Source organism: Aeromicrobium sp. CnD17-E, from assembly GCF_024124745.1.
Lineage (GTDB): Bacteria > Actinomycetota > Actinomycetes > Propionibacteriales > Nocardioidaceae > Aeromicrobium.
This window is the reverse complement of sequence record NZ_JAMXRU010000007.1, coordinates 1-25,384: the sequence shown is the minus strand read 5'-3', so window position 1 is coordinate 25,384 and position 25,384 is coordinate 1. Positions and strand designations below refer to the sequence as shown.

Genomic DNA, 25,384 nt, shown 5'->3' with positions numbered 1-25,384 from the left:
CCGACGCGGCGCGCGTCAGTCCTCGTCCTCCTTGGCCGACGACGTGAGCCCGGCCTTGACGATGTAGATGAGCAGACCGGAGGAGATGACGAGGAAGCCCATCACCCACAGCGGCGCCCACTTCTGGGACGGGTCGTCCTCGACGTCGGTCACGGTCACGTCGTCCTGGGAGCCCGGCGTCGAGCTGGTGCCGGACGTGCCCGCACCGTCGGTCGACGGCTTGACGGTGAAGGGGATCTCGCCGCTGACGGGGTGCCCGTCGGCCGACACGACGCGGTAGACGATCCGGTAGGAGCCGGCGGCCGCCTCGCCCGGGCGGACCCCCACGAGGACGCGACGTCCGGCGACGGTCACGTCTCCGTCGTCCAGGCGGGTGCCCGACGAGGTCAGCACGCGCAGCACGGCGCCGCTGCCCACGTCCTCGCTCAGCGTGATCGACACCGTCTCCGGCAGCGCCGTCAGCGCAGCGCCGTCCTGCGGGTCCGACGACTCGACCGACGCGTGGGCCAGCGCGGACGACGGAGCGGCGAGCAGGGCGACGGTCGCGACGAGACCGAGGACGAACGAGCGCACGAGAGACCTCCTGGGGCGACCGCAGGATGCGGTCGACGGCTACGACGCATCGTAGTAGCCGCGGCCTGAGTGCCGGTGCGCGCGGCGGGTCCGGCGGCCAGCCGGCCCCGACGACGGACGAGCCGACCGGGGTCCCACGGGTCACCGCGGTCTCGCCAGCAGCGCCCAGCGGCGTTATCATCGACGAATGGCGATCAATCACCACAGCGGCGACGGCTACCGCGCCCGCGGGCACGACGCACCGCGGGAGCACGAGGGTCACCGGCACGCCGAGCTCACGGGGGCCGACGGCTCGGTCGTCGCCGCTCGGCTGTTCCACGGCCTGGCCGACCCCGGCCGGCTGCGCATCCTGCGCCACCTGCAGCTCGGTGAGCACCGGGTGGTCGAGCTGACCGCCCACCTCGGACTGGCGCAGTCGACCGTCTCGGCGCACGTCGCCTGCCTGCGCGACTGTGGGCTCCTCGACGTCCGTCACGAGGGCCGCTCCTCCTACTACCGGCTGGCCCACCCCGAGGCCACGGACGAGCTGCTCGCCACCGGAGCCCGCCTGGTCGGGCTCGCCGCACCGGAGGAGGTCGGCTGATGGGCCACGGTCACGGTCACGGCGGACCCGCCAGCCAGCGGCACCGCGGACGGCTCGCGGTGGTGTTCGCGCTCGTCGCCGCGTTCTTCGTCGTCGAGCTCGTGTACGGGCTGCTCGCGTCGTCGCTCGCGCTGCTCTCCGACGCCGGCCACATGGCCGCCGACGTCGTCACGCTCGGTGCCGCGCTGGCCGCCACGCGCATCGCCACCCGCACCGACCGCACCGGACGCCGCACCTTCGGCTCCTACCGGGCCGAGGTCTTCGCGTCCGGGTTCGCCGTGCTCGTGATGCTCGGCGTCTCGGTCTACGTCGCCGTCGAGGCGGTCTCGCGGATCGGCTCCCAGGTCGACGTGCAGACCGGCCCGATGATCGTCGTCGGCGTCCTCGGCCTCCTCGTCAACGTCGTCTCGCTCGTGCTGCTGAACGCGGGCGCAGGTGAGTCGCTCGTCGTGCGCGGCGCGTACCTCGAGGTCGTGGCCGACGCGGCCGGATCGGTCGGGGTCGTCGTCGCCGGCGTGCTGGTCGCGACCACCGGCTCCACGTGGTGGGACACCGTGGTGGCGCTGGCGATCGGTGTGTTCGTCGCCGTCCGCGCGGTGGTGCTCGCGCGCCAGGTGCTCGCCGTCCTCGGCCAGCACGTGCCCGACGGCATGGACGTCGACGCCGTCGTCGCCGACCTGCGCGCCGTCGAGGGGGTCGACGACGTGCACGACCTCCACGTCTGGGTCCTCACGTCGGGCATGAACGTCGCGACGGCCCACCTGGTGGCCGCCGGCGCGAGCACCGGCCCGGCCGCGCTCGACCGGGTGCTCGCCGACGCGCGCACGGTGCTCCGCGAGCGGCACCACGTGGAGCACGCCACCCTCCAGGTCGAGGGATGTCGCGCACCGGAGTGCCACAGCGTCGACTGGTGACCGCAGACCCCGCGTCGAGGTCTACGGAAACGAGGCGCAGGAGTACGGAGGTGCCCGCCGGGCTGTCGGGTGGCCGCGGCACGCCGTGCGACGGTCGAGACGTCGGACGGTGCGGTCTCGCACTCGGGATCGTGGACGAGACTCCCAACTGCACCGTCCGACGCCCACCGGGCCCGGCGCCTTCCGCCGGGCCCGGTGTCATGCGGGCCCGGCGCCGGTCGAGAACGCTGGAGCGGTCGGATCAGGGCCAGGGGTTCTTGACGCAGCCCTGGAGTCCCTTGCTCTGCTGCAGCATCACGGGCGCCTTGGCGCCCGGCGCGGGGCACCCGACGTGGTACTTGCCGAGCGCGTGCCCGACCTCGTGGTTGACGAGGTAGGTGCGGTAGCCGGTCAGGTCGTCGCCGTAGTACGTCACGCCGCGCACCCAGCGCTTGACGTTGAGCACCACGCGGTCACCGCTGCGGCACGACACCTCGCCGCGGGTGAGCAGCGGCGCGCACAGCCGGTCGACCGTGTCGGGGCTCGCGAGCATGACGCGCACGTCGGGGTTGCGCGCCACCTGCGTGAACGACCAGCCGTCGGTGCGCCAGCCGCGCTCGTGCCCCAGCACGCGCGCCACGTCGCGCGCGAACGTCGCCCGGTCCTGCAGGAGTCCCTTCTCGACCTCGACCGTGTAGGTGCGGTCGCGGCCGCCGCCCGAGCCGGCCACGTCGACGACGGCTGCCGTGCGGAACGTGCCGGCGCCAGACTGCGGGAACGTCGTGGGCTCCACCTCGGCCGAGCGACGGGCTGTCGACGACGTTCCCGACGGCGACGGCGAGGGGGACGGCGTGACGGTCGGCAGCGTGGCCTCGGTGCCCCAGGTCGACGCGGTGTCCTCGGTCGCCACCCGCTCCTCGGGCGACGGCCGGACCGCCGAGAGCACGACCACGACGAGCGTCACCAGCAGCGACGCGGCGAGTGCGGCCACGCGTCCGCGGCGCACGGTGCGGGCGCGCGGGACCCGGTGCCGCCCGACCGCGTCGGGGTCGGGGCGACGCGGGGGTCCGGGATCACGCTGCGTCACCCGACCAGCCTACGCGGGGATACGCTGGCCGCGTCGGCTGCCGCAGGGTGGCCAGCCACCGCAGCAGGAGGGCCGGACGACCATGAGCAACACCGAGACCTCGCCCGACGAGATGGTCTGCGGCGCGGACGCGCCGGCCGGTCTGCAGGTCCTCACGCCGCGCGACGTGCCGCTCGGCGGACCCCGTGCGATGACCGTCCGGCGCACGCTCCCCCAGCGCGAGCGGTCGCTCGTGGGCGCCTGGTGCTTCCTCGACCACTACGGTCCCGACGACGTGTCCGAGACCGGCGGCATGGACGTCCCGCCGCACCCGCACACCGGGCTGCAGACCGTCAGCTGGTTGTTCTCGGGCACCGTCGAGCACCGCGACAGCGCCGGCTTCCACGCCGACGTGCGGCCCGGCGAGCTGAACCTCATGACGTCCGGGCGCGGCATCAGCCACTCCGAGCGGTCCACTGCCGACACCACCGTGCTGCACGGCGCCCAGCTCTGGGTGGCGCTGCCGCAGCACGCCCGCTTCGTCGAGAAGACCTTCGAGCACTACGCCCCGCCGACCGTCGACGGCCGCACTGCGGAGGGCGCGTGGTCGGCGCAGGTCTTCCTCGGCAGCCTGCTCGGATCCACCTCCCCCGTCGTCACGCACACGCCGCTGCTCGGCGCGGAGCTGCGCCTCGAGCGGGGCACCGTCCTCGAGCTCGACGTCGACCCGACGTTCGAGCACGGCGTGCTCGTCGACACCGGCGCCGTGCTGGCCGACACCGACCCCGTCGCGAAGGACGAGCTCGGCTACCTGGCGCCGGGTCGCGACCGCATCACCCTGCGGGCGACCGAGGACAGCCGGGTGCTGCTCATCGGCGGGCCCCCCTTCGGCGAGCAGATCGTCATGTGGTGGAACTTCGTCGGCCGCAGCCACGACGACGTCGTCGAGTACCGCGCCGCGTGGCAGGCCGAGATCGACGGCAAGCAGGCCGGGGAGGGCTCCGACGGACCGTTCGGGCTGCCCGAGGGCGACCCGGAGGCTCCCCTGCCGGCACCCGCCCTCCCGAACGCCCGCATCCGACCGCGCGGCTGACCGCGCACCCGACGAGAGGACCTTCGATGAGCCTGCCCCCCACCGAGCACCAGGATGACGAGGGACGCGTGGTCGTCGTGCGCCACGCCCCCGTCCAGCAGCGCTACGAGCTCCTGGACGACGGCACCGTCATCGGCCACGCCGACTACCGCGACCTGGAGGGGAACGGCGCGGGCGTGCAGCGCGACTTCCTGCACACGGAGGTCGACGAGGCCTACGGCGGACGCGGCCTCGCGTCCGTGCTCGTCGCCTACGCGCTCGACGACGTCCGCGCGTCGGGCCTGCGGATCGTCCCGCACTGCCCGTACGTCGCGAGCTGGCTCCGCAAGCACGCGGGTCGGTTCGACGACCTCGTCGACTGGCCCGCCTGACCGGGACCTCCCGGCAGGCTCAGGTCTCGGCGATCTCGCGGCGGACGTCGTCCATCGAGCGGCCGCGGAAGCGGCGGAAGCTGTAGACGATGGTCGCCAGGGCGATCAGGCCCGACACGATGAGCGTGGCTCCCGTGCCCCAGCCGCCCAGCAGCCACCACGAGTCGCGCAGCGGCCACCAGTCGGGCGCGGGCGGTCGCAGGCCCCACACGATGCCGAGGCCGACGAGCCACACCACGCCGGCCAGCGAGGCGAGGATGCGCGGCCACGTCTGCACGCCCTGGGCGGCCGTGCGCAGGGCTGCGTCCTTGACCGGCTCGACGCGACGCCGCGCCCACTCGTAGCGCTGCGACAGCAGGGCGAGCCCGCCGAACAGCAGGAGCAGGCCCGGCCCGGGCAGGAAGATGGCGGCGATGCCCAGCAGGACCATGAGCCAGCCGAGGATCTCCAGCGCGATGGTCTTGCCGTGGTGGATGACGCCCATGTCGTCCTCTCGTCGTCGGTCGCCAGAGCCTACCGAGCGAGGGGAAACAGCGGTCAACGCTTCTTCAGGACCAGCTGTGCGACGTAGATGATCGCCAGGATGACGAGGATGATCAGGAGGATGCGCATGGTGGGCCCCTTCGCCGGACGCGCGGGTCGCGTCGGTGCCTGAACGGTAGGTCCACCGGACCCCGGCCGCACCCCGAGCAGGTGTCCTCGCGACCCGATAGCGTCGTGGTGTCCGCACGTCAGCACCAGGAGGACCGCATGCCGCAGACCGTCAAGGCCGTCGTCGCCCGCAGCAAGGGCGCGCCCGTCACCGTCGAGGACATCGTCGTCCCCGACCCGGGTCCCGGCGAGGCGGTGGTCGCGGTCCAGGCCTGCGGCGTCTGCCACACCGACCTGCACTACCGCGAGGGCGGCATCAACGACGAGTTCCCGTTCCTGCTCGGCCACGAGGCCGCCGGCGTCGTCGAGTCGGTCGGCGAGGGCGTCACCGAGGTGGCGCCGGGCGACTTCGTCGTCCTGAACTGGCGCGCCGTGTGCGGCGACTGTCGCGCGTGCCGACGCGGACGCCCGCAGTACTGCTTCGCCACGTTCAACGCCGAGCAGAAGATGACGCTCGTCGACGGCACGGAGCTCTCCCCCGCGCTCGGCATCGGTGCCTTCGCCGAGAAGACCCTGGTCGCCGCCGGGCAGTGCACCAAGGTCGACCCCGAGGCCGACCCGGCTGCCGTCGGCCTGCTTGGCTGCGGCGTGATGGCCGGCATCGGTGCCGCCATCAACACCGGCGGCGTGGGTCGCGGCGACTCGGTCGCGGTCATCGGCTGCGGCGGCGTCGGCATCGCCGCGGTGGCCGGCGCCCGGCTCGCCGGCGCGGCCAAGATCATCGCCGTCGACCTCGACCCGCGCAAGCTCGAGCAGGCGAAGGCGCTCGGCGCGACGCACGTCGTCGACGCGTCGAAGGACGACGTGGTCGAGACCATCCAGGAGCTCACCGACACCTTCGGCGCCGACGTCGTCATCGAGGCCGTCGGGCGCCCCGAGACGTGGGAGCAGGCGTTCTACGCCCGCGACCTCGCCGGCACCGTCGTCCTGGTCGGCGTGCCCACCCCCGACATGAAGATCCCCGAGGTGCCGCTCATCGACGTCTTCGGACGCGGGGGCTCGCTCAAGTCGAGCTGGTACGGCGACTGCCTGCCGAGCCGCGACTTCCCGATGCTGGTCGACCTCTACCGCCAGGGTCGGCTCGACCTCGACGCCTTCGTCACCGAGCGCATCGGGATCGACGACGTCGAGGCGGCGTTCGACAAGATGCACCACGGCGACGTCCTCCGCTCTGTGGTGATGATCTGATGTCCCCGGCAGCACAGGTGCAGAAGGTCGTCACGTCGGGCCAGTTCGAGCTCGACGGCGGCAGCTGGGACGTCGACAACAACGTCTGGCTGGTCGGCGACGACAGCGAGGTCGTCGTCGTCGACGCCCCGCACGACGCCGACGCCATCGCCGCGGCGGTCGACGGGCGCTCCGTCCTGGCCATCGTGCTCACGCACGGGCACAACGACCACCTCAACGCCTCGGTGCGGCTGCGCGAGCTCACCGGCGCACCCATCTGGTTCCCGCCCGCGGACACGATGCTCTGGGAGGCCGAGCACGGCCAGGAGGCCAAGCCCGACCACGACCTCGTCGACGGCACCACCTTCTCGGTCGCCGGCAGCACGCTGCGCGCCATCGCGACGCCGGGCCACTCGCCCGGCAGCACGTGCCTCTACGCCGAGGACCTCGGCGTCCTGTTCAGCGGCGACACCCTGTTCCAGGGAGGCCCGGGCGCGACCGGGCGGAGCTACTCCAGCTTCGAGACCATCGTCGACTCCATCCGCGACCACCTGCTGACGCTGCCCGCGGAGACCGTCGTGCACACCGGTCACGGCGACGACACGCGCATCGGCGACGAGGCGCCGCACCTGCAGGAGTGGATCGACCGGGGCCACTAGGCCCTCCCTGCTCGGCGCTCAGTGGTCGGTGCTGCGCGCTCCCGGCCAGCCGCGCAGGGCGACGTCGACGGCGTCGAGCACCCGGTGCCAGCTGACGTCGGCCGACGGATCGCTGTGGTCGAAGGCGCCCGAGGCCTGCAAGGTGACGAAGCCGTGCACGGCCGCGCCGACGAGCCGCGTCGCGTGCACGATCTCCCCTTCCGGCACCGGGTAGCCGCGGAGCACGGCGGCGAGCAGGTCGCCGTGTCGGCGGCCCGCGGTGACGGAGCGCGCGCTGGCGTCGGTCCCGCGTCGACTCGCGGCGTACCGGCCGGGGTGCTGTGACGCGTACAGCCGGTACGCGTCGGCGAGCGCGACGAGGGCATCGCGACCGGAACGGCCGGCGAGGGCCTCGGTCCCGCGATCGGCCAGCTCCTCCAGGGCCAGGGTGGTCACCCCGTCGAGCAACGCCTGGGCCCCGGCGACGTGGGCGTAGAGGCTGGGTGTCCGCACGCCGACCGACCGGGCGACGGCGGAGGGGGTCACCGCGTCGAGGCCTTCGCGATCGGCGAGGTCGGCGGCCGCCGTCAGGACGGCGGTGGTGGAGAGTCCGGCTCGGGGCACGTCACGACCCTACCAGCGCGCCTGGGTATGTTAGGTTGATGCCTAACAATATTAGGCACAGTGACGTCGCGAGGAGGGACCATGCAGCCGCTCGACCCGCGCCAGGTGCGCGCCAGCATCGTCAACAGCACCAAGAGCCGGATCGCGACGATGACGCTCCCGGCGCCGTGGCCGCCGGAGCGTCTCGACGAGCGTGACTACCTCGGCTGGATCGACCCGAAGGCACCGCTGCGGGCCTACGTCGTGCTCGGCGAGGAGATCGTCGACGAGCCCGTCGGCGTGGAGCTGAGGTTGGCCGACTCGATCGGTCCGGCCCGCACCACGCTCTGCGACTGGTGCCGCACCGACGACGGCACGTCGACCGCACGGCTGGTGGTGGCGCGCCGTGCCGGGCCGCGCGGACGCGCCGGCGACACGGTCGGCCAGTACGTCTGCGGCGACCTCGCCTGCTGGACGCGGGTGCGCCGACCTCTCAAGGCGCACGAGAAGTCGGTCACCGGCGCGCCCGACCTGCGCGTCGACGACCTGCGTCTGCGGGTGCTGGAGTTCGTCGACCGGGTGCGGGCGGACTGAGCTCAGCCGCGACGCAGGAGCACGATGCCGACGACGGCCGCCACGGCGGCGCCGGCGAGGATCGCGATACGGCCCTTGTCGGCCTCGGCGACGGCCTCCTGGGCGCGTCCCTTCACGTCGAGCTTGTCGCCGAGCGCGTCGACGGTCTCGGCGAGGTGCTCGCGGGTCGCGTCGATCTCGGCCTCGAGGCGGGCGCGGTCGCTCATGGGTGATCTCCCTTCGCGGCGGCCACGTCGGCCTGCACGCTCTCCACCCGGGCGGCGGGCGCCTGGGTCACCTTCGTGACGTTCCGCTTGCCCAGGAGGGCGGCCACACCGGCGACCGCGAACAGCACGACGGCCACGACCAGGGCGGCGAGCCACGGATCGGTGACGTTCGCCAGGCCGAGGACCGCGGCGCTGATCAGCACGCCCAGCCCGTACAGGGCGATGACGCCCGCGGCGCCGAAGAGCCCCGCGCCGACGCCGACGCGCTTGCCCGCCTGGGCGAGGTCGTCCTTGGCGAGCTGCATCTCCGCGCGGATGAGCGTCGAGATGTCCTCGGTGGCCTGCGCGATCAGCCGTCCGGTCGACTCGTCCGACGGGGAGGTCACAGGCGCCTCGTCCGCGGCTCGGCCAGGTCGGCGGCGGTCGGCGGGTTGTTGGCGGGCCGCTCCGACGTGACCTCGGTGTCAGCCTCCGCGAGGGCGGCGTCGACGTCGTAGGAGGCGTCGGCCGGGTCGGTCGAGACGCGAGCGTCGTCCGAGCCGTGGCCCTTGACGACGTCGGCGACCTTGGAGCCCGCGGCGCTCGCGGCCGACGAGGCCGCGTCGGCGGCGGCCGAGCCGGCTGCGCTGGCGGCACTCTTGGCGGCGTCGGCCGCGTGGTCGACACCGCTCTGGACGGTCGGTGAGTTCCAGACCTTCTGGGTCTGGGTGCGGATCTGGTCGTAGCGCTCGCGACCGGCGCGCGTGCCGAGCACGTAGCCGGCGACGCCGGCAGCCGCGATGAACAGCTTGTTCACGTCAGGTTCCCCTTCGCAGACGACTCCCCCATGGTGGAACACACAGAGGTCCACAGCATCCCGGGACTGGCCGCGTCCCGCAACCGCAGGGAGGCATCACGGGGTCGGCGGGCGCTCCGGCGGTGTCATGGCCCATCGGATCGAGCGCGTGACGACCTCGCCCCCGATGCGTACGGCGCTCGCCTCGGCGACGGGCAGGTACGGCAGACGCAACGGCCAGCGCGTCCAGCGCGGCATGAGCCCGACCGCCGCCGCCGCGAGCACGCCGTACGGCACGCGGACGGCGAGCGGCACGGGCGGGTGCACCAGCAGGTAGCGGGCCGTGCGCCGTGCCGCCGTCGTGCTCGCGAGCTCCGGACGGAACGCGGCGAGTGCCGCGTCGAGCTCCGCGACCGTCGTGGGCACGTCGCTCGCCCCGAGCTCGCGGGCCACCACGGCCGCCTCGGCCACGTACGCGTCGCGTCCGGCGTCGTCGAGCGGACGCCGGCCGTACCGGTCGTGCGCCCGCAGGAAGCTGTCGATCTCGGCGACGTGCACCCAGCGCAGCAGGTGCGGGTCCGACGCGCGGTAGGGCCGGCCGTCCGGCGCCACCCCGGTGATCGTCTCGTGCACGGCACGCACACCCCGGATGGCGCGCGTCGCGTCGGCGTCGGTCCCGAACGTGGTCACGGCGAGGAACCCGCTCGTGCGCTGCAGCCGACCCCACGGATCGCCGCGGAAGCCCGAGTTCTGGTCGACCGCGGCCATCGCCAGCGGGTGCAGCGACTGCAGCAGCAGCGCCCGGATGCCACCGACGAACATCGACGCGTCGCCGTGCACCGTCGCGATCGCCGAGTCGGGCCCGAAGCGCCGTGGCCCCGGCGCGAACATGATCCGCTCACGCCGCTGCGGTCCCTCGTCACCCGCGACCCGGGCAAAGATCATCCGCCCCAGCCGGTCCCGCACGTCGAGGTCCATGCCCTCCAGTCTCGCCGAGCTGACGAACTTCGCACGGGAATCTGCGGTCCGCCCGGAAAGCTCTCCGGGCGGACCGCAGAAAACCGTGCGCGGCGCGAGATTCCCAGGTCGACCTGGGAATCTTCCTGCACGTCAGCCAGGCACGGGAATCTTCGATAGGCCCGGAAAGCTTTCCGGGCAAACCGCGGGAAACCGTGCCTGGTGGGAGATTCCCAGGTCGACCTGGGAATCTCCCACGACGTCAGGGCATCGGGGTGGGGCGCCGGCGACGCTGCTCGGCCGGGTCGGGGACGGGGACGGCGGCGATGAGGCGCTGCGTGTACGCCTCCTGCGGACGCCGCAGGACGTCCTCGCGCGACCCCTGCTCCACCAGCCGACCGTGCTGCAGCACCGCCACCCGGTTCGCGAGCGAGTCGACGACGGCCAGGTCGTGGCTGATGAACAGGCACGCGAACCCGACCCGCTGCTGCAGCTCGGCGAATAGCTCGAGCACCGTCGCCTGCACCGACACGTCGAGCGCTGACGTCGGCTCGTCCGCGATGAGCAGGTCCGGGTCGAGCGCGATCGCGCGCGCCAGGCTGATCCGCTGACGCTGACCACCGGACAGCTCGTGACCGAACCGCGCCGCGTACGACGCCGGCAGCTGCACCGACTCCAGCAACGACGCCACCTTCGCGTCCACCTGCGCCGACGACAGGTCCGTCTGCACCCGCAGCGGCTCGGCGATGCAGTCGCCGATGCTCATCCGCGGGTTCAACGACGATGCCGGGTCCTGGAACACGAACCCGAACCGCGAGCGCAGCGGCCGCAGTCGGGCGTCCGACAGCCCCGACACGACCGTCCCCGACACCGAGACCGTGCCGCTCGTCGGCTGCTGCAGCCCGACCGCCGTGCGACCGATCGTCGACTTGCCCGACCCCGACTCCCCGACCAGGCCGAGCACCTCGCCGCGCCGCACCTGCAGCGACACGTGGTCGACCGCCGTGAACGCCGGCTGGCCGAGCCGTCCGGCGAACTCGACGACGAGGTCGTCGACGTCGAGCACCACCTCGTTCGACGGGTCGACCGGCTCCGGGCCGTCCTCGCGGCCGAGGTGTGGCACCGCGTCGAGCAGGGCCCGCGTGTACGGGTGCCGCGGCTCGGCGAACAGCCGGTCCACCGGCGCCGTCTCCACCAGACGGCCGCGGTACATGACCACCACGCGGTCGGCCACGTCGGCCACGACGCCCATGTTGTGGGTGATCAGCACGATCGCCGTCCCCAGCCGGTCGCGCAGGCTCAGCAGCAGGTCGAGGATCTGCGCCTGCACCGTCACGTCGAGCGCCGTCGTCGGCTCGTCGGCCACGATCACGTCCGGGTCGCACGCGATCGCCATCGCGATCACCACCCGCTGCTTCTGCCCGCCCGACAGCTGGTGGGGGTAGTAGTCGACCCGCTGCTCCGGGTCGGGCAGCCCGACCAGCTCCAGGAGCTCCACCGCCCGCGCCCGCGCCTCCTTGGCGCTCACCGACCGGTGCGCGCGGATGCCCTGCACGATCTGCCAGCCGACCGTGCGCACCGGGTCGAGAGCCGTCGACGGCTCCTGGAAGACCATCGACACCTCGTCGCCACGGACCGAGCGCAGCTCCCGCTGGCTCCGGCCCACGAGCTCACGTTCTGTGCTGCTTCGCCGCCCGTCGCCCGGCACCCCCGCCGGGCCGGTCCGCCGCCCGTCGCCCGGACCGTCGCCCGAGCGCAGCACCGCCGACCCCTCGACCGACGCGGTCGAGGGCAGCAGCCCGAGGACGGCGCGAGCCGTCACCGACTTGCCCGAGCCCGACTCGCCCACCACGGCCAGCACCTCGCCGGGTGCCACGTCGAACGACAGGTCGCGCACGGCGCGCACCCGCCCCGCGTCGGTGCTGAACGAGACCGACAGGTCCGACAACGACAGCACCGCCGCACGGCGCACGTCCGTCGGCACGTCCTCGGCGACGGTAGCGGCCGCGTCGTCGTCGAGCTGGATCTCGCTCTCGGAGCCGTCGCCCGCACGGGTGCGCAGCAACGGGTTCAGCACGTCGTTGAGGCTCTCGCCCACCAGCGTCACGCCCAGCACGACCAGCACGATCGCCAGGCCCGGGAAGACGCCCGTCCACCAGATCCCGTTGGTCGCGTCCGGCAGCGCCTTGTTCAGGTCGTAGCCCCACTCGGCCGCCGCCGACGGCTCGATGCCGAAGCCCAGGAAGCCCAGGCCCGCCAGCGTCAGGATCGCCTCCGACGCGTTGAGCGTGCCGATGATCGGCAGGTTCTGGGCCACGTTGCTGAACACGTGCCGGAACATGATGCGCGGGGTCCGCACCCCCACGACGCGCGCCGCGTCGACGTACGGCTCGGTCTTCACCGACAACGTCGCGTTGCGGATGACCCGGAAGTACTGCGGCACGAAGATCACGGTGATCGACAACGCCGCCGACATGATGCCGCCGAAGGCCCCGCTCGACCCTCCCGACAGCACGATCGAGACGACGATCGCCAGCAGCAGCGACGGGAACGCGTACAGCGCGTCCATCACCAGCACCAGCACACGGTCCAGCGCACCGCCGACGTAGCCCGACACGAGCCCCAGGGGCACGCCCACGACGCTCGAGAGCACCACGGCCAGCGCGATGACGATCATCGCCGTCCGCGTGCCGTACACGACCCGCGAGAACACGTCGGTGCCGCCGACGGTCGTCCCGAACCAGTGCGACGACGACGGTGCCTGCTGCGCGCCGAACACGACGCCGTCGCTGGTGCGGTCGGCGTCGAAGCCGTAGGGGGCGATCCACGGTGCGAACACCGCGACGACGACGAACAGCAGCACCAGGCCGAAGCCCAGCAGCAGCATGAACCGCTGCAGGCCGTGGCTCTGCCGCACGACACCCGGGACGAGGCGCTGCACTCCTGCGCGCGCCATCAGAACCGCACCCTCGGGTCGACGAGCGCGACGATCACGTCGATCAGGAAGCTCGCCACGCACACCACGAGCGCGATCACCGTGACGATGCCCTGGACGGCGAGGAAGTCGCGGGCCTTCAGGTACTCCGCGAGCGCGTAGCCGATGCCCTTCCACTCGAAGGTGGTCTCCGTCAGCACCGCACCGGCCAGCAGCATCGCGACCTGCATGCCCATCACGGTCACCACGGGCACGAGGGCGTTGCGGAACGCGACCTTGCGGATCACGCGACCCTCGGCCATGCCGCGCGCCCGAGCCGACGTCACGTACTCGGCGCGCATCGTCTGCAGCAGGTTGATGCGCACCAGGCGCAGGAACACACCGCCGGTGAGCAGGCCCAGCGCCAGCGCGGGCAGCAGCGCGTACTGCAGCACCTCCAGCACGTAGCTCGGGTCGCCCCACAGGATCGCGTCGACGAGCAGGATGTTGGTGCGCGGGTGGACCTGCTCGAGGGTCAGGAGCGTCGAGGTCGACGCCCGTCCCGACGACGGCCAGCCGAACGGCGTGAACGCCAGCTTCAGGAGCAGACCGACGAAGAACACCGGCGCGGCGTACGCGACGATCGCGAACAGCCGCAGGGCCACGTCGGGCAGCCGGTCGCGGTAGCGCGCCGCCAGTCGGCCGAGCGGCACACCGACGGCGAACGCGACGACGAGCGCGTAGAACGACAGCTCGAGGGTCGCCGCGCCGTTGACGCGCAGCACCTCCGAGATCGGCTGGTTGTCGGTCAGCGACCGACCGAAGTCACCGTGCAGCAGGCCCGACAGGTACTCCCAGTACTGCACGAGGAGCGGGCGGTCGAGGCCGGCCTCGGCCTTGCGCTCGGCGATCTGCTCGGGCGTCAGGCGCCCGCCCTGCGCCGCCGTGATCGGGTCGCCGATCACGCGCAGCAGCACGAACACGAGGGTGACGAGCACCCAGATCATCGGCACGACGAGCGCCAGCCGGACGAGCAGGTAGCGCGCGAGCGGTGGCAGGCCCCGACGCGAGCCCGACGGTGCGGCCGGGACGGGGGTGGGCGGCTCGCCGGCGGCGAGCACCTCGGCGGAAGACATGCGGCTCCTCAGGAGTGGAGGGAGGTCGGACGGGCGGGCACGCGAGAGGGGGTGGGTCCGACGGACCCACCCCCTCCTCCTGCGTCAGCCCTTCGACAGGGACGCGAAGCGGAACTTGAACGACGCGTCGAGCGTGTCGTCCACGCCCTCGACGTCGTCCCCGGAGACCGCCACCTGCGAGCCGGTCAGCAGCGGCAGGATCGGCACCTGCTGAGCCACTCGCTCCTGGACCTCGCCGAGCGTCTTCGCCCGGGCCGAGGCGTCGGACTCGGTGCGCTCGGTGTCGAGCAGCTTCGTCGTCGTCTTGTCCTCGTAGTGCGACTGGAGGAAGTTGTTCGGCGCGAAGAACGGCGTCAGGTAGTTGTCCGGGTCCGGGAAGTCCGGGAACCAGCCCAGCTGGTACATCGGGTAGGCGTCCTTGACCCGCTCCTCGGAGTAGGTCGTCCACTCCGTCGACTGCAGGTTGACCGTGAACAGCTTCGTCGCCTCGAGCTGGCGCTTGACCATCGCGTACTCCTGGTCGGAGTTCGAGCCGTAGTGGTCGGGGTTGTACTGCAGGTTCAGCTCGACCGGGGTGGCCACGCCGGCCTCGTCGAGGAACGCCTTCGCCTTGTCGACGTCGGGCTTCTCGCCGTAGAGCTCCTTGAACGCCTCGGTCGCGGCCGTCTGGCCCTCCGGCACGGCCGAGTACGCCGGCGTGTAGGTGCCCTTGTAGACCTGCTCGGACAGCTCGTCGCGGTCGATCGAGCTCGCGACGGCCTGGCGGATGGCCGTCTTCTGGGCGTCGTCGTCGCCGGGCATGGTCTTGAGGTTGAAGACGATGTAGCGCAGCTCGCCGCCGTCGCCCTTGTGGACGGTGACGCCGTCGGCCTTCTCGAGGCTGGCGATGTCGGTGGGCGTCAGCGAGCGCCAGGCGACGTCGATCTTGCCGTTCTGCACGTCGAGCTTGAGGTTGTTGGCGTCGGCGTAGTAGGTCAGCGTCACGGCGTCGTTCTTCGGCGTGCCGAACGCACCGTCGTAGTCCTTGTTGCGCGTGAACTCGGCCAGCTCGTTCTTCTTGTAGCTGCCGATCGTGTACGGACCGGAGAAGCCCTGCGCCTTCACGGCCGCGGCGTCGTCGAGCACCTTGTCGGCCGGGTAGGTCTCCTCGTCGACGATCGGTCCCGCCGACGTCGCGAGCACCTGCGGGAACGTGACGTCGTTCGGCGCGGCGAGCGTGAACACGACCGTCGAGTCGTCGCGCGCCTCGACCTTCTTCATGGCGCCGAGCAGCGAGGCGGGACCGTTGGGGTCGTTGATGTCGACGATGCGCTGGAAGGAGAAGGCGACGTCGGACGCGGTCAGCTCGTTGCCGTTCGCGAACGTCAGGCCGTCCTTCACGGTGCAGACGTACTCCGTCGGCGTCTCGAAGTCGCAGGACTCCGCGGCGTCGGGCGTCAGGTCCGTGCTTCCCGCAGGGAAGTTCATCAGGTACTGGTACGCCTGCGTCTGGACCTGCGTGGAGCCGTTGTCGTACGAGCCGGCCGGGTCGATCGAGACGACCTTGTCGGTGGTGCCGACGAGGATGCCGGCGTCCGTGTCGCCGGTGTTCCCGGCGCCGCACGCCGCGAGCGCCAGGCCGGCGAGAGTCGTGGCAGCCACGGCGGCCGCCCCCCGATGGATGTGCATGCGCTGCCTTCCTGAGCAGGTGTGACCGGGCCGTCGAAGGGCCCGGGCGTCGTGTGCTGGCACGCTAGTCGCGTCCGACGGTGACGAGAACCCCTGCACAGGTTGCGTTTCGGTGACGACCGCGGCGTCGGGCGTCATGGTCCGCGTCGTCGTGACTCGTGTCCCTCGTGTCCATCCGGTTCTCGCCAACTCGCCCCACGAAGCCGGTGCCGCCCCTATCCTCGCTGCGGAGGGAGTCGTCCATGCGTGAGCCAGGAGTCGGGGCCGAGCGTCAGAGCCACCTGCTCGACGCGGTGGTCGGGCTGTCCCAGGACCTGTCCTTCGACAACGTGCTGCAGCGCATCGTCGACTCCGCGAGCGAGCTGGTCGGCGCCACATACGGCTTCCTCGGCGTGCTCGACTCGCCGTCGTCGCACCGCATGGGCACGTTCGCCGTGCACGGCCTGGACCAGGAGCACCAGGACCTCATCGGCCGCCTGCCGGAGGGCAAGGGACTGCTGGGTCTCGTGATCGACCACCCGGGGCCCGTGCGGCTCGAGCACCTCGGCGACCACCCGGAGAGCGTCGGCTTCCCGAACCTCCACCCGGCGATGACGTCGTTCCTCGGCGTGCCCATCCGGGTGCACGACACCGTCTTCGGCAACCTCTACCTCACCGACAAGATCGGCGGCGGCGGCTTCACCGCGGAGGACCAGGAGGTCGCGGTCACCATCGCGGCGGCCGCCGGCGTCGTCGTCGAGAACGTGCGCCTCTACGAGGAGAGCGAGCGGCAGCGCCGCTGGCTGAGGGCCACCACGGAGGTGGCGAACGCGCTCCTGCGGCCGATCTCGCGCCAGGCGGCCAGTCAGCTCATCGTCGACCGGATCTGCGAGGTGTCCGAGGCCGGAGCCGCGGCTCTCGTCGTGCCGACCGAGGAGCACCTGTTCGTCGTGGCCGCCTCCACCGGCATCGAGCCCGACCCGAGCGGGCACCACGTCGACATCCCCTTCCTGCGCGAGGTCGTCCGCACCCACGCACCGGTCGTGCTCGACGACGTCCTCGACGACACCCGCATCGACGACGAGACGTTGGCGGCGTTCCCCGGCCTGCAGGCCGTGCAGGCGCACCCGCTGCACTTCGACGACGGCACCGCGGTGATCGTCATGGGCTGGTTCGCCGGGCAGCCGCCGTCGTCGTGGAGCCTGGACCCCGAGCTGCCGTACGGCTTCACCCAGCAGGCAGCGCTCGTCATGCAGGTCGTCCGGGCGCGCGAGTCGCAGGCCAAGCTCGCCATCCTCGAGGACCGCGAGCGGATCGGTCGCGACCTGCACGACCTCGTCATCCAGCGGCTGTTCGCGATCGGCCTGTCCCTCGACAGCATCTCCGCCTCGGTGACCCCGCAGGTCGGCGAGCGGCTGTCCGACGCCGTCGACGGCCTCGACCAGACCATCAAGGAGATCCGGCGCACGATCTTCGACCTCAGCTCGCCGTCCGTGCCCGCCAACCTGCGTCTCGAGATCGACGCGATCGTCGGCGAGGCGGAGCGGATGCTCGGCTACCGTCCGGTCGTCGACACGCACGGCCCCGTCGAGAGCGTCGTGCCCGACATCGTCGCCGAGCAGCTCACGGCCGTGCTGAAGGAGATGCTCTCGAACATCGTGCGGCACTCCCACGCAGGCGAGGTGACCATCGACCTCGACGTCACCGACGGCATCGTGCTCACCGTGACCGACGACGGGCTGGGCCTCGACCCCGAGCAGCCCTTCGGCAACGGCCTGCGCAACATGCGCCACCGGGCGCAGAACCTCGGAGGCACCTGCGAGTTCTCCGAGCCCTCGCACGGCGGTCTGCAGATACGCTGGAGCGTCCCCCAGGAGATGTCGTGACGTCCGCGACGGAAGGTAGTGAACCTGTCATGTCCGAGCCGATCCGGATCTTCCTGCTCGACGACCACGAGATCGTGCGCCGCGGCATCCGCGACCTCCTGGAGGCGCAGGAGGGTCTGACGGTCGTCGGCGAGGCCGGCACGGCCGCCGACGCGCTCGCGTCGATCCCGCGCCTGCTCCCCGACGTCGCCGTCCTCGACGCCCGCCTGCCCGACGGCTCGGGCATCGAGGTCTGCCGCGACGTGCGGGCCGCGCACCCCGAGGTCAACGTCATCATCCTGACCTCCTTCGACGACGACGAGGCCCTGTTCTCGGCGATCATGGCCGGTGCCGCCGGCTACGCGCTCAAGCAGATCCGCGGCAACGACCTCGTCCAGGCCGTGCGCCAGGTCGCGGCCGGCGGGTCGCTGCTCGACCCGGCGGTCACGGCCCAGGTGCTGGAGCGCATCCGCAACGCGCCCGCGCCGAAGGACCCGCTCGCCGAGCTGACCCCGCAGGAGCGCAAGATCCTCTCGCTCATCGGCCAGGGCATGACCAACCGCCAGATCGCCGCCGAGATGTACCTCGCCGAGAAGACGGTCAAGAACTACGTCTCCCAGCTGCTCTCCAAGCTCGGCCTGCAGCGCCGCACCCAGGCCGCCGTGCTCGCCGAGAAGCACGGGCTCGCCGGCGACGCCTGACCCCCACCCGCGGTCCCCGCGTTTCGTGGAGTTGGCGACGGTTTCTCGCCCAGAAACCGTCATCAACCCAACAGAACGCGGGGAGGGGACGGCCGACTACCCTGGTACCCATGGACCACAACCAGTCGCTCGCCTCGTTCGACCCCGACGTCGCGCGTCTCCTCGACGCCGAGCTCGCCCGTCAGCAGACGACGCTCGAGATGATCGCGTCGGAGAACTTCGCGCCGGTCGCCGCGCTGGAGGCGCAGGGCAGCGTCCTCACCAACAAGTACGCCGAGGGCTACCCGGGCAAGCGCTACTACGGCGGGTGCGAGGTCGTCGACGAGGTCGAGCAGATCGCGATCGACCGGTTGAAGCAGCTGTTCGGCGCCGAGTACGCGAACGTCCAGCCGCACTCGGGCGCCAGCGCCAACGCCGCGGTCCTGCACGCCATCGCGCGCAAGGACGACACCATCATGGGTCTGGACCTCGCCAACGGCGGGCACCTGACGCACGGCATGAAGATCAACTTCTCCGGGCGTCTGTACAACGTGGTCCCGTACCACGTCGACGACTCCGGCCTGGTCGACATGGAGGAGGTGCGCACGCTCGCCCGTGAGCACAGCCCCAAGGTCATCATCGCCGGCTGGTCCGCCTACCCGCGCCAGCTCGACTTCGCCGCCTTCCGCGCGATCGCCGACGAGGTCGGCGCCTACCTGTGGGTCGACATGGCGCACTTCGCCGGTCTCGTGGCCGCAGGCCTGCACCCGTCGCCGCTGCCGCACGCGCACGTCGTGTCCAGCACCACGCACAAGACGCTCGGCGGTCCCCGCGGCGGCGTGATCCTGTCCAACGACCCCGAGATGGTCAAGAAGCTGCAGTCCGCGGTCTTCCCGGGCCAGCAGGGCGGTCCGCTCGAGCACGTCATCGCCGCCAAGGCCGTCGCGTTCAAGATGGCGCTCGAGCCGGAGTTCAAGGACCGTCAGCAGCGCACCATCGAGGGCGCGCAGATCCTCGCCGAGCGTTTGCTCGCCGACGACGCCCGCAAGGCCGGCATCCAGGTGCTGTCCGGGGGTACCGACGTGCACCTCGTCCTCGTCGACCTGCGCGACAGCGAGCTCGATGGCCAGCAGGCCGAGGACCGCCTCCACGAGGTCGGCATCACCGTCAACCGCAACGCGGTGCCGAACGACCCGCGTCCGCCGATGGTCACGTCGGGCCTGCGCATCGGCACGCCCGCGCTGGCCACCCGCGGCTTCGGCGCCGAGGAGTTCCGCGAGGTCGCCGACGTCATCGCCGAGGCGCTCACGCCCGGCGACCTCGACGTCGAGGGCCTGCGCAAGCGCACCACCGCCCTCGCCGAGCGGTTCCCGCTGTACCCGCACCTCACGCCGTTCACCTCCTGACCGTGCCCGAGCCTGCCGCAGCCACCAGCCCGCCGTCGACGGCGCGGCTGTGGCTGCGGCTCACGCCGCTGCACCTGTTCGCGGTCGTCGCCGTCGCGCTGTGCGTGGCCGGTGGCTTCTGGCAGCTCGGCGCGTACGAGTCGCGCCAGGGCGACGCCGTGCGCGAGTCGGCGGCCGCCGCGCCGGCGCCGATCGAGCAGGTCTGGGGTCTCGGACGTCCGTTCGCGGCCGACCTGCAGGACCGCCGGGTCACGGTGCAGGGACGGTTCGCCCCCGCCGACCAACAGGTGTGGGTCCGCGGCGAGATCAGCGGCGGTCGCACCTGGCTCGTGGCGCCCTTCCTGGTCGACGGTTCCGACGGCGCCCTCCTCGTCGTGCGCGGCTCGAGCGACGCCCCCGGTGAGCTGCCGCCCGTGCCGTCCGGCGACGTGAACCTCGCCGTGGTGCTGCAGCCGAGCCAGGGCGGTGGCCTGCCGCTCGACGCCGACCGCGTCACGACCTCGATCACGACGCCGTCGCTGGTCAACGAGCTGCCCTACCGCCTGTGGTCGGGCTACGGGCTCGTGCGGGAGTGGACCGCGTTCGCCGGGTCGGGCGACCCGACCCCCGGCTTCGGCACGCCCGTCGACCCGCCCGACCCCGACGTGTCGTGGACGGTCGGGCTCAAGAACCTCGCCTACGCGCTGCAGTGGTGGGTCTTCGCGGTGTTCGCCGTCGCGCTGTGGTGGCGGATGTGTCGCGACCAGGTCGAGGAGGCGCGGGCGCGACACACGACGGCGCGTCGGCCCGACGACCACCCCGTCGATAGCCTGGCCCCGTGAGTCGCATCGCTGTCGCCTACCGGGTGCTCGCCTGGGTCGTGGGCGTGAACCTGCTCGTCGTGTTCGCCGGGTTCTTCGGCAAGATCTTCACCGACGAGGGCTCCTGGTGGAACCGCCACCAGGACGTCTTCCTGGTCATCGACCAGGTGCACGGCTTCCTCTTCATGGCGCTGCTCGTGCTGATCGCGATCCTCGCCAGCCGGCACCGCTGGTCGCCGACGTTCACGATCACGACGATGCTGCTCGCCACGATCCCGTTCGTCAGCTTCTGGGCCGAGCGCCGCACGACGCGGGTGCTGCGCGCCGAGCACGACGGCCTCGCCGCGTCTCGCTGAGCCTCAGCGGCCGGTGAAGCTGGCCCGACCGGGGCCGTCCTGCAGGAACGACTCCATGCCGTGCTGCAGGTCCTCGGTCGCGAACAGCGCCGACGCGATCTGCGTCGTCACCTCGTTCGCGCCGGGCACGCCGCCGGTCTCGTAGGCACGCAGGATCCGCTTGGCCGCGCCGAACGCCTGCGTCGGACCGACCGCGACCTGCCGCACGACGTCGAGCACCGCGTCGTCGAACCCGTCGACCGGGAGCACCCGGTTGACCACGTTCCAGCGCTCGAAGGTCGCGGCGTCGAACAGCTCGCCCGTGAGCACGACCTCCTTGGCGCGGCCGACGCCGGCGCGCTGCGCGAGGCGCTGCGTGCCGCCCATCGTCGGGGTCAGGCCGATGACCCGCTCCACCAGGCCGAACTTCGCCTTCTCGCTGGCGAGCACGACGTCGCAGGCGAGCGCGACCTCCAGCGCCCAGGTGAGCGTCAGCGCGTGGGCGGCGAAGAAGGTCGGGACGTCGAGCGCCGCGATGCGGTCGGGCAGCTCGATCATCCGGTCGTAGAGGTCCTTGGTGTCCTCCTGCGTCTTCCGGTCGTGGAACTGGGCGACGTCGACACCGCCGGAGACCAACGTGCCCTCGGCGCGGACCAGGAGCGCTCGGGGCAGGTCGGCCTCGACCGCGTCGAGCGCGGTGTCGAACGCGTCGTGCAGCTCGAGGGAGTACAGGTTCACCGGGGGCGCGCTGAACGTCACGACGGCGACGTCGTCGACGCGCGTGACGTCGACGCGGGGCGCGCTCACCGGCCCGCCTCGGCCGGGTCGTAGACGCCACCGCGGTCGGCGGTGAGGTTCCGCGCGACGACGATGCCGACGACGACGGCGAGCAGGGCCAGGACCAGACGGACGGGGTGCTCTCGCATGGGCCCACGCTAGCGGGCGGCAGGCCGTCTCGCGTCGCGGTGCGTCGACCGGCCCCAGTTGTCGGGTCGTGGGAAGATGTCAAGGTCCCGTCCCGCACGATCCCCCCGAAGGACTGACGTGTCTTCCCCGCTGAGCGCCACCCTGCACACCAACCACGGCGACGTCGTGGTGCGGCTCTTCCCCGACCACGCCCCCAAGACGGTCGAGAACTTCGTCGGCCTCGCCGAGGGCACGAAGGAGTGGCTCGACCCCGCCACCGGCCAGGTCGCCACCCGTCCGTTCTTCGACGGCATCACGTTCCACCGCATCATCAGCAACTTCATGATCCAGGGCGGCGACCCGCTCGGCACCGGCACCGGTGGCCCCGGCTACACCTTCGAGGACGAGTTCCACCCCGACCTGCGCTTCGACAAGCCCTACCTGCTGGCGATGGCCAACGCCGGGCCGGGCACGAACGGCTCGCAGTTCTTCATCACGGTCGTCCCCACGGACTGGCTGAACCGCAAGCACACCATCTTCGGCGAGGTCGCCGACGAGGCCGGCCAGAAGGTGATCGACGCGATCGCCGCGGTGCCGACGGACGGCTTCGACCGTCCCGTCGAGCCCGTGGTGATCGAGAAGGTCACCATCGACCGCGGCTGACATGACCGGAACGGCACCGGGGTCGCGCCCCGACGGCGCGCCCCGGTGCTACCGCCACCCGGACCGCGAGGCGCTGATCACCTGCCAGCGGTGCGAGCGGCCCATCTGCACGCAGGACATGGACGACGCGTCCGTCGGCTTCCAGTGCCCGGAGTGCGTCCAGCGCGGTGCGAGGTCGGTGCGGCTGCCGCGCACGGTCGCCGGCGGTGCGCTGCAGACGCGTGAGGGCGCCGTCTCGCTGGTGATCATCGGGATCAACGTCGTCGTCTACGTCGTGCAGCTGCTCACCGGTGACCTGCGCAGCCCGCTGTACCAGCAGGGTGCGATGTACCCGGTCGGCGTGGCCGACGGGCAGTGGTGGAGGTTGCTGACGTCGGCGTTCCTGCACCTCGGGACCCTGCACATCCTCTTCAACATGTACGCGCTCTACCTGTTCGGCCCGCTCGTCGAGCGGAAGCTCGGCACGGTGCGCTTCATCGCGGCGTACGTGACCACCGCCGTCGTCTCCGGCGTCTTCGTGCTGTGGCTGTCGGCGCCGCTGAGCGGCACGGCGGGCGCGTCGGGCGCGGTGTTCGGCCTGTTCGGCATGGCGCTGCTGTTCATGCTCCGGGCGCGTGAGGACGTGCGCGGCCTGCTCGCACTGCTGGCCGTGAACGTGGCCATCGGCTTCCTCGGCCCGGTCAGCTGGCAGGGCCACCTGGGCGGGTTCGTGGCCGGCGTGCTCCTCGGCGCGGTGTTCGCGTACGGTCCGCGGACCCGTCGCACGCTCGTGCAGGTGGCGGCCTTCGCCCTCCTGTGGGCGGTCGTGGTGCTCGCGGTCGTGGTGCGCTCCCAGCAGCTGCTGGGCTGAGTGCGCTGAATCACATCTCTGTCGTTCTCCCCAGCGTTGCCCACAGCTGTGAACAACACGCGTGTAACTCGCTCACAGGCATGTCCACACCTGTGAACAACACCGGTGTAACTCGTGCACAGCACCGTCCACACCTGTGCACACGCGTCGCGCGACGGGCCGCCTCGTGGACGACAGGTTTCGGATACCGTTAGTATCTGAGCATGTCGATCTTCGTCCCGGGCACGCGCGTGCTCGTCACCGGCGCGGCCTCCGGGCTGGGCCTCGCCCTCGTCACCCAGCTGGCCGAGCAGGGGTGCCGCGTGCTCGCCACCGACGTCCACGCCGAGGTCCCCGAGGTGCTGCAGGCGCTCTCGGCCGCCCACCCCGAGGTGTCCTACCGGACGCTCGACGTCACGTCCGACGTCGACTGGAGCACCGTGCGCGACCACGTCGTCGAGACGTGGGACGGGCTCGACGTGCTCTTCAACAACGCGGGCGTCGCGGCCGGTGGTCGGATCGAGCTGTCGGAGATGGACCAGTGGCAGTGGATCGTCGACATCAACCTGCTCGGCGTCGTGCGCGGCTGCCGGACCTTCGTCCCCCTCCTGAAGCAGCAGGGCGCTGGCACGATCGTCAACACCGCGTCGGCGGCCGGGCTGATCCACCCGCCGCGGATGAGCGAGTACAACGCGGTCAAGGCCGGCGTCGTGGCCCTCAGCGAGACCCTGTTCCACGAGCTCAAGCCCTCGGGCATCCAGGTCAGCGTCGTCTGCCCCACCTTCTTCAAGACCAACCTGACCGCCTCGCTGCGCGGCAAGGACGAGTCGGCGCAGAAGTCGGCGGCCAAGCTCATCGACGGCTCCAAGCGCACCGCGGCCGACATCGCCGCCATCGTCATCGCGGAGGTCGAGAAGGGCCGGCACATCGTCCTGACCGACCGCGAGGGCAAGCTGGCCTACGCCGCCAAGCGGTTCCTGCGGCCGCTGTACTACCGCGAGATGGCGAAGGCGGCCGTGCGCATGGGGCGGAGGGACTGACGTGCGCACGAACGTGCTCATCACCGGTGCCAGCTCGGGGCTCGGCGCCGAGATGGCCCGCCAGCTCGCGGCCCAGGGCCACTCCCTGGCGCTGACCGCACGACGCGTCGACCGGCTCGAGGCCCTGGCCGCGGAGATCACCGCGGCGCACCCCGACGTCCAGGTAGTCGTGCACGCGCTCGACGTGAACGACCACGACCAGGTCTTCGACGTCTTCGCCCAGGCCATCCAGGACCTCGGCGGGCTCGACCGCGTCATCGTCAACGCCGGGCTGGGCAAGGGCGGACGCATCGGCACCGGGAAGTTCGAGGCCAACAAGGAGACGGCCCAGACCAACTTCATCGCCGCGATGGCGCAGTGCGAGGCCGCCATGGCGCACTTCTACGAGCGCAAGGCCGGCCACCTCGTCGTCATCTCCTCGCTGTCGGCGATGCGCGGGATGCCCGGCTCGATGACGTCGTACGCCGCCACCAAGGCCGGCATCGCGCACCTGGCCGAGGGCATCCGGATGGACCTCGTCGGTCGCCGGGGCCTCGACATCGCGGTCACCACGCTCTTCCCCGGGTACATCGCCTCGGAGATGAACGAGCAGGTCGAGCAGGAGCAGCGACTCATGGTCGACACCGCCACCGGCGTCCGCTCGATGGTGAAGGCCATCCAGAAGGAGGTCGACACCGCGGCGACCCCGGCGTGGCCCTGGGTCCCGCTCGGGCAGGTCATGAAGTACGCGCCGCGCGGTGTCGTGCGCAAGCTGGTCTGACCGCCCGGTCGCGGGACGTCGTCCGCGCGGGTCTCAGCGACCGGCGACGACGTCCCGACGCGTCAGGTCGACGACCGCAGCCGCAGCGACGTCGAGGGGGGTGGCGGGCAGGATCGTCGCGCCCTCGTCGACGAGCAGCGGCTCGGTGAAGAGGTAGGACATCTCGGCCATCGCCCGGACGTCGGCGTCGACGACGCCGACCGCCCGCAGCGCCCAGGCCGGCACGGCCCGCA

Annotated in this window: 29 protein-coding genes and 1 pseudogene; 16 read left to right on the top strand and 14 right to left on the bottom strand. The window is 71.9% G+C overall.

Annotation, left to right across the window (positions count from 1 at the left end):
- Positions 1 to 15: 15 nt before the first annotated feature.
- The gene (locus tag NH339_RS02940) at positions 16 to 573 is read right to left on the bottom strand and encodes a copper resistance protein CopC (protein ID WP_253022298.1); all 558 of its coding nucleotides are present in this window, start codon (positions 571 to 573) and stop codon (positions 16 to 18) included.
- Positions 574 to 760: 187 nt separating this feature from the next.
- Between NH339_RS02940 and NH339_RS02935 the strand changes: the two genes are divergently transcribed.
- Together NH339_RS02935 and NH339_RS02930 are read left to right on the top strand one after the other, a co-directional pair.
- The gene (locus NH339_RS02935) at positions 761 to 1,156 is read left to right on the top strand and encodes a metalloregulator ArsR/SmtB family transcription factor (protein WP_308207020.1); all 396 of its coding nucleotides are present in this window, start codon (positions 761 to 763) and stop codon (positions 1,154 to 1,156) included.
- Entirely contained in the window at positions 1,156 to 2,070 is a 915-nt protein-coding gene (locus NH339_RS02930) for a cation diffusion facilitator family transporter (protein WP_253022296.1), read from the top strand. Before NH339_RS02935 ends, NH339_RS02930 begins: the two co-directional genes overlap by 1 nt.
- Before the next feature lie 241 nt (positions 2,071 to 2,311).
- Here the strand turns inward: NH339_RS02930 and NH339_RS02925 are convergent, their stop codons facing one another.
- Positions 2,312 to 3,136: a DUF3152 domain-containing protein gene (locus NH339_RS02925; protein WP_253022294.1), complete on the bottom strand. Its 825-nt coding sequence runs from the start codon at positions 3,134 to 3,136 to the stop codon at positions 2,312 to 2,314.
- Between the two features lie 82 nt (positions 3,137 to 3,218).
- Here NH339_RS02925 and NH339_RS02920 point away from each other — a divergent pair, with 82 nt between their 5' ends.
- Together NH339_RS02920 and NH339_RS02915 are read left to right on the top strand one after the other, a co-directional pair.
- Positions 3,219 to 4,208, top strand: a complete 990-nt coding sequence (locus NH339_RS02920; RefSeq protein ID WP_253022292.1) for a pirin family protein — start codon at positions 3,219 to 3,221, stop codon at positions 4,206 to 4,208.
- Between the two features lie 26 nt (positions 4,209 to 4,234).
- The gene (locus NH339_RS02915; protein ID WP_253022289.1) at positions 4,235 to 4,579 is read left to right on the top strand and encodes a GNAT family N-acetyltransferase; all 345 of its coding nucleotides are present in this window, start codon (positions 4,235 to 4,237) and stop codon (positions 4,577 to 4,579) included.
- A 19-nt stretch (positions 4,580 to 4,598) separates the two neighbouring features.
- Here NH339_RS02915 and NH339_RS02910 read toward each other — a convergent pair whose 3' ends face one another.
- Positions 4,599 to 5,063: a PGPGW domain-containing protein gene (locus NH339_RS02910; RefSeq protein WP_253022287.1), complete on the bottom strand. Its 465-nt coding sequence runs from the start codon at positions 5,061 to 5,063 to the stop codon at positions 4,599 to 4,601.
- 266 nt (positions 5,064 to 5,329) lie between these two features.
- Between NH339_RS02910 and NH339_RS02905 the strand changes: the two genes are divergently transcribed.
- Both NH339_RS02905 and NH339_RS02900 read left to right on the top strand, forming a co-directional pair.
- On the top strand, positions 5,330 to 6,418 hold the full coding sequence (locus NH339_RS02905) for an S-(hydroxymethyl)mycothiol dehydrogenase (RefSeq protein ID WP_253022285.1): 1,089 nt from the start codon (positions 5,330 to 5,332) through the stop codon (positions 6,416 to 6,418).
- Positions 6,418 to 7,056 (top strand): MBL fold metallo-hydrolase, encoded by a 639-nt coding sequence (locus NH339_RS02900; RefSeq protein WP_253022283.1) that lies wholly within the window; start codon positions 6,418 to 6,420, stop codon positions 7,054 to 7,056. Before NH339_RS02905 ends, NH339_RS02900 begins: the two co-directional genes overlap by 1 nt.
- An 18-nt stretch (positions 7,057 to 7,074) precedes the next feature.
- Here NH339_RS02900 and NH339_RS02895 read toward each other — a convergent pair whose 3' ends face one another.
- A complete protein-coding gene (locus NH339_RS02895; RefSeq protein ID WP_253022281.1) occupies positions 7,075 to 7,659 on the bottom strand; it encodes a TetR/AcrR family transcriptional regulator in 585 nt (194 codons plus the stop codon).
- An 81-nt stretch (positions 7,660 to 7,740) separates the two neighbouring features.
- Here NH339_RS02895 and NH339_RS02890 point away from each other — a divergent pair, with 81 nt between their 5' ends.
- Positions 7,741 to 8,232: an FBP domain-containing protein gene (locus NH339_RS02890; RefSeq protein WP_253022279.1), complete on the top strand. Its 492-nt coding sequence runs from the start codon at positions 7,741 to 7,743 to the stop codon at positions 8,230 to 8,232.
- Between the two features lie 2 nt (positions 8,233 to 8,234).
- On the opposite strand, the gene NH339_RS02885 is transcribed toward NH339_RS02890, so the two are convergent.
- The 7 genes from NH339_RS02885 to NH339_RS02855 form a co-directional block, all read right to left on the bottom strand.
- Positions 8,235 to 8,438 (bottom strand): DUF3618 domain-containing protein, encoded by a 204-nt coding sequence (locus tag NH339_RS02885; protein ID WP_253022277.1) that lies wholly within the window; start codon positions 8,436 to 8,438, stop codon positions 8,235 to 8,237.
- Positions 8,435 to 8,824, bottom strand: coding sequence for a phage holin family protein (locus NH339_RS02880; RefSeq protein WP_253022275.1), 390 nt, complete (start codon positions 8,822 to 8,824; stop codon positions 8,435 to 8,437). Before NH339_RS02880 ends, NH339_RS02885 begins: the two co-directional genes overlap by 4 nt.
- Positions 8,821 to 9,234 carry a hypothetical protein gene (locus tag NH339_RS02875; protein WP_253022273.1) on the bottom strand — a complete coding sequence of 138 codons (414 nt, stop codon included), beginning with the start codon at positions 9,232 to 9,234 and terminating at the stop codon, positions 8,821 to 8,823. Before NH339_RS02875 ends, NH339_RS02880 begins: the two co-directional genes overlap by 4 nt.
- 96 nt (positions 9,235 to 9,330) lie before the next feature.
- Positions 9,331 to 10,191: an oxygenase MpaB family protein gene (locus NH339_RS02870; RefSeq protein ID WP_253022271.1), complete on the bottom strand. Its 861-nt coding sequence runs from the start codon at positions 10,189 to 10,191 to the stop codon at positions 9,331 to 9,333.
- Between the two features lie 241 nt (positions 10,192 to 10,432).
- Positions 10,433 to 13,126, bottom strand: a complete 2,694-nt coding sequence (locus NH339_RS18760; protein WP_253022269.1) for a dipeptide ABC transporter ATP-binding protein — start codon at positions 13,124 to 13,126, stop codon at positions 10,433 to 10,435.
- Positions 13,126 to 14,220, bottom strand: coding sequence for an ABC transporter permease (locus NH339_RS02860; RefSeq protein WP_253022267.1), 1,095 nt, complete (start codon positions 14,218 to 14,220; stop codon positions 13,126 to 13,128). The genes NH339_RS18760 and NH339_RS02860 overlap by 1 nt, the downstream gene beginning before the upstream one ends.
- Positions 14,221 to 14,304: 84 nt before the next feature.
- Positions 14,305 to 15,861, bottom strand: coding sequence for an ABC transporter substrate-binding protein (locus tag NH339_RS02855; RefSeq protein ID WP_253022265.1), 1,557 nt, complete (start codon positions 15,859 to 15,861; stop codon positions 14,305 to 14,307).
- A 269-nt stretch (positions 15,862 to 16,130) separates the two neighbouring features.
- On the opposite strand from NH339_RS02855, the gene NH339_RS02850 reads away from it, so the two are divergent.
- From NH339_RS02850 to NH339_RS02830, 5 genes are all read left to right on the top strand, one after another.
- On the top strand, positions 16,131 to 17,753 hold the full coding sequence (locus tag NH339_RS02850; RefSeq protein WP_253022263.1) for a GAF domain-containing sensor histidine kinase: 1,623 nt from the start codon (positions 16,131 to 16,133) through the stop codon (positions 17,751 to 17,753).
- Between the two features lie 29 nt (positions 17,754 to 17,782).
- Complete coding sequence (locus tag NH339_RS02845) at positions 17,783 to 18,433, top strand: response regulator transcription factor (protein ID WP_253022261.1); 651 nt, start codon at positions 17,783 to 17,785, stop codon at positions 18,431 to 18,433.
- Between the two features lie 110 nt (positions 18,434 to 18,543).
- A complete protein-coding gene (glyA, locus tag NH339_RS02840; protein ID WP_253022259.1) occupies positions 18,544 to 19,818 on the top strand; it encodes a serine hydroxymethyltransferase in 1,275 nt (424 codons plus the stop codon).
- Between the two features lie 2 nt (positions 19,819 to 19,820).
- Positions 19,821 to 20,639 carry an SURF1 family protein gene (locus tag NH339_RS02835; protein ID WP_253022257.1) on the top strand — a complete coding sequence of 273 codons (819 nt, stop codon included), beginning with the start codon at positions 19,821 to 19,823 and terminating at the stop codon, positions 20,637 to 20,639.
- The gene (locus tag NH339_RS02830; RefSeq protein ID WP_253022255.1) at positions 20,636 to 20,974 is read left to right on the top strand and encodes a DUF3817 domain-containing protein; all 339 of its coding nucleotides are present in this window, start codon (positions 20,636 to 20,638) and stop codon (positions 20,972 to 20,974) included. The genes NH339_RS02835 and NH339_RS02830 overlap by 4 nt, the downstream gene beginning before the upstream one ends.
- 3 nt (positions 20,975 to 20,977) lie before the next feature.
- Here the strand turns inward: NH339_RS02830 and NH339_RS02825 are convergent, their stop codons facing one another.
- Both NH339_RS02825 and NH339_RS18325 read right to left on the bottom strand, forming a co-directional pair.
- A complete protein-coding gene (locus NH339_RS02825; protein ID WP_253022253.1) occupies positions 20,978 to 21,760 on the bottom strand; it encodes an enoyl-CoA hydratase/isomerase family protein in 783 nt (260 codons plus the stop codon).
- Complete coding sequence (locus NH339_RS18325; protein WP_256474899.1) at positions 21,757 to 21,879, bottom strand: hypothetical protein; 123 nt, start codon at positions 21,877 to 21,879, stop codon at positions 21,757 to 21,759. The genes NH339_RS02825 and NH339_RS18325 overlap by 4 nt, the downstream gene beginning before the upstream one ends.
- A gap of 118 nt (positions 21,880 to 21,997) precedes the next feature.
- Here NH339_RS18325 and NH339_RS02820 point away from each other — a divergent pair, with 118 nt between their 5' ends.
- The 4 genes from NH339_RS02820 (at position 21,998) to NH339_RS02805 (ending at position 25,151) form a co-directional block, all read left to right on the top strand.
- Entirely contained in the window at positions 21,998 to 22,522 is a 525-nt protein-coding gene (locus tag NH339_RS02820) for a peptidylprolyl isomerase (protein WP_067853058.1), read from the top strand.
- 1 nt (position 22,523) lies between these two features.
- Positions 22,524 to 23,372, top strand: a complete 849-nt coding sequence (locus tag NH339_RS02815; RefSeq protein ID WP_253022251.1) for a rhomboid family intramembrane serine protease — start codon at positions 22,524 to 22,526, stop codon at positions 23,370 to 23,372.
- A 203-nt stretch (positions 23,373 to 23,575) separates the two neighbouring features.
- A complete protein-coding gene (locus NH339_RS02810; protein ID WP_253022249.1) occupies positions 23,576 to 24,391 on the top strand; it encodes an SDR family oxidoreductase in 816 nt (271 codons plus the stop codon).
- 1 nt (position 24,392) lies between these two features.
- Positions 24,393 to 25,151, top strand: a complete 759-nt coding sequence (locus NH339_RS02805; protein ID WP_253022247.1) for an SDR family oxidoreductase — start codon at positions 24,393 to 24,395, stop codon at positions 25,149 to 25,151.
- 33 nt (positions 25,152 to 25,184) lie between these two features.
- Here the strand turns inward: NH339_RS02805 and NH339_RS02800 are convergent.
- Positions 25,185 to 25,384, bottom strand: a pseudogene (locus NH339_RS02800) (hypothetical protein); the annotation flags it as partial.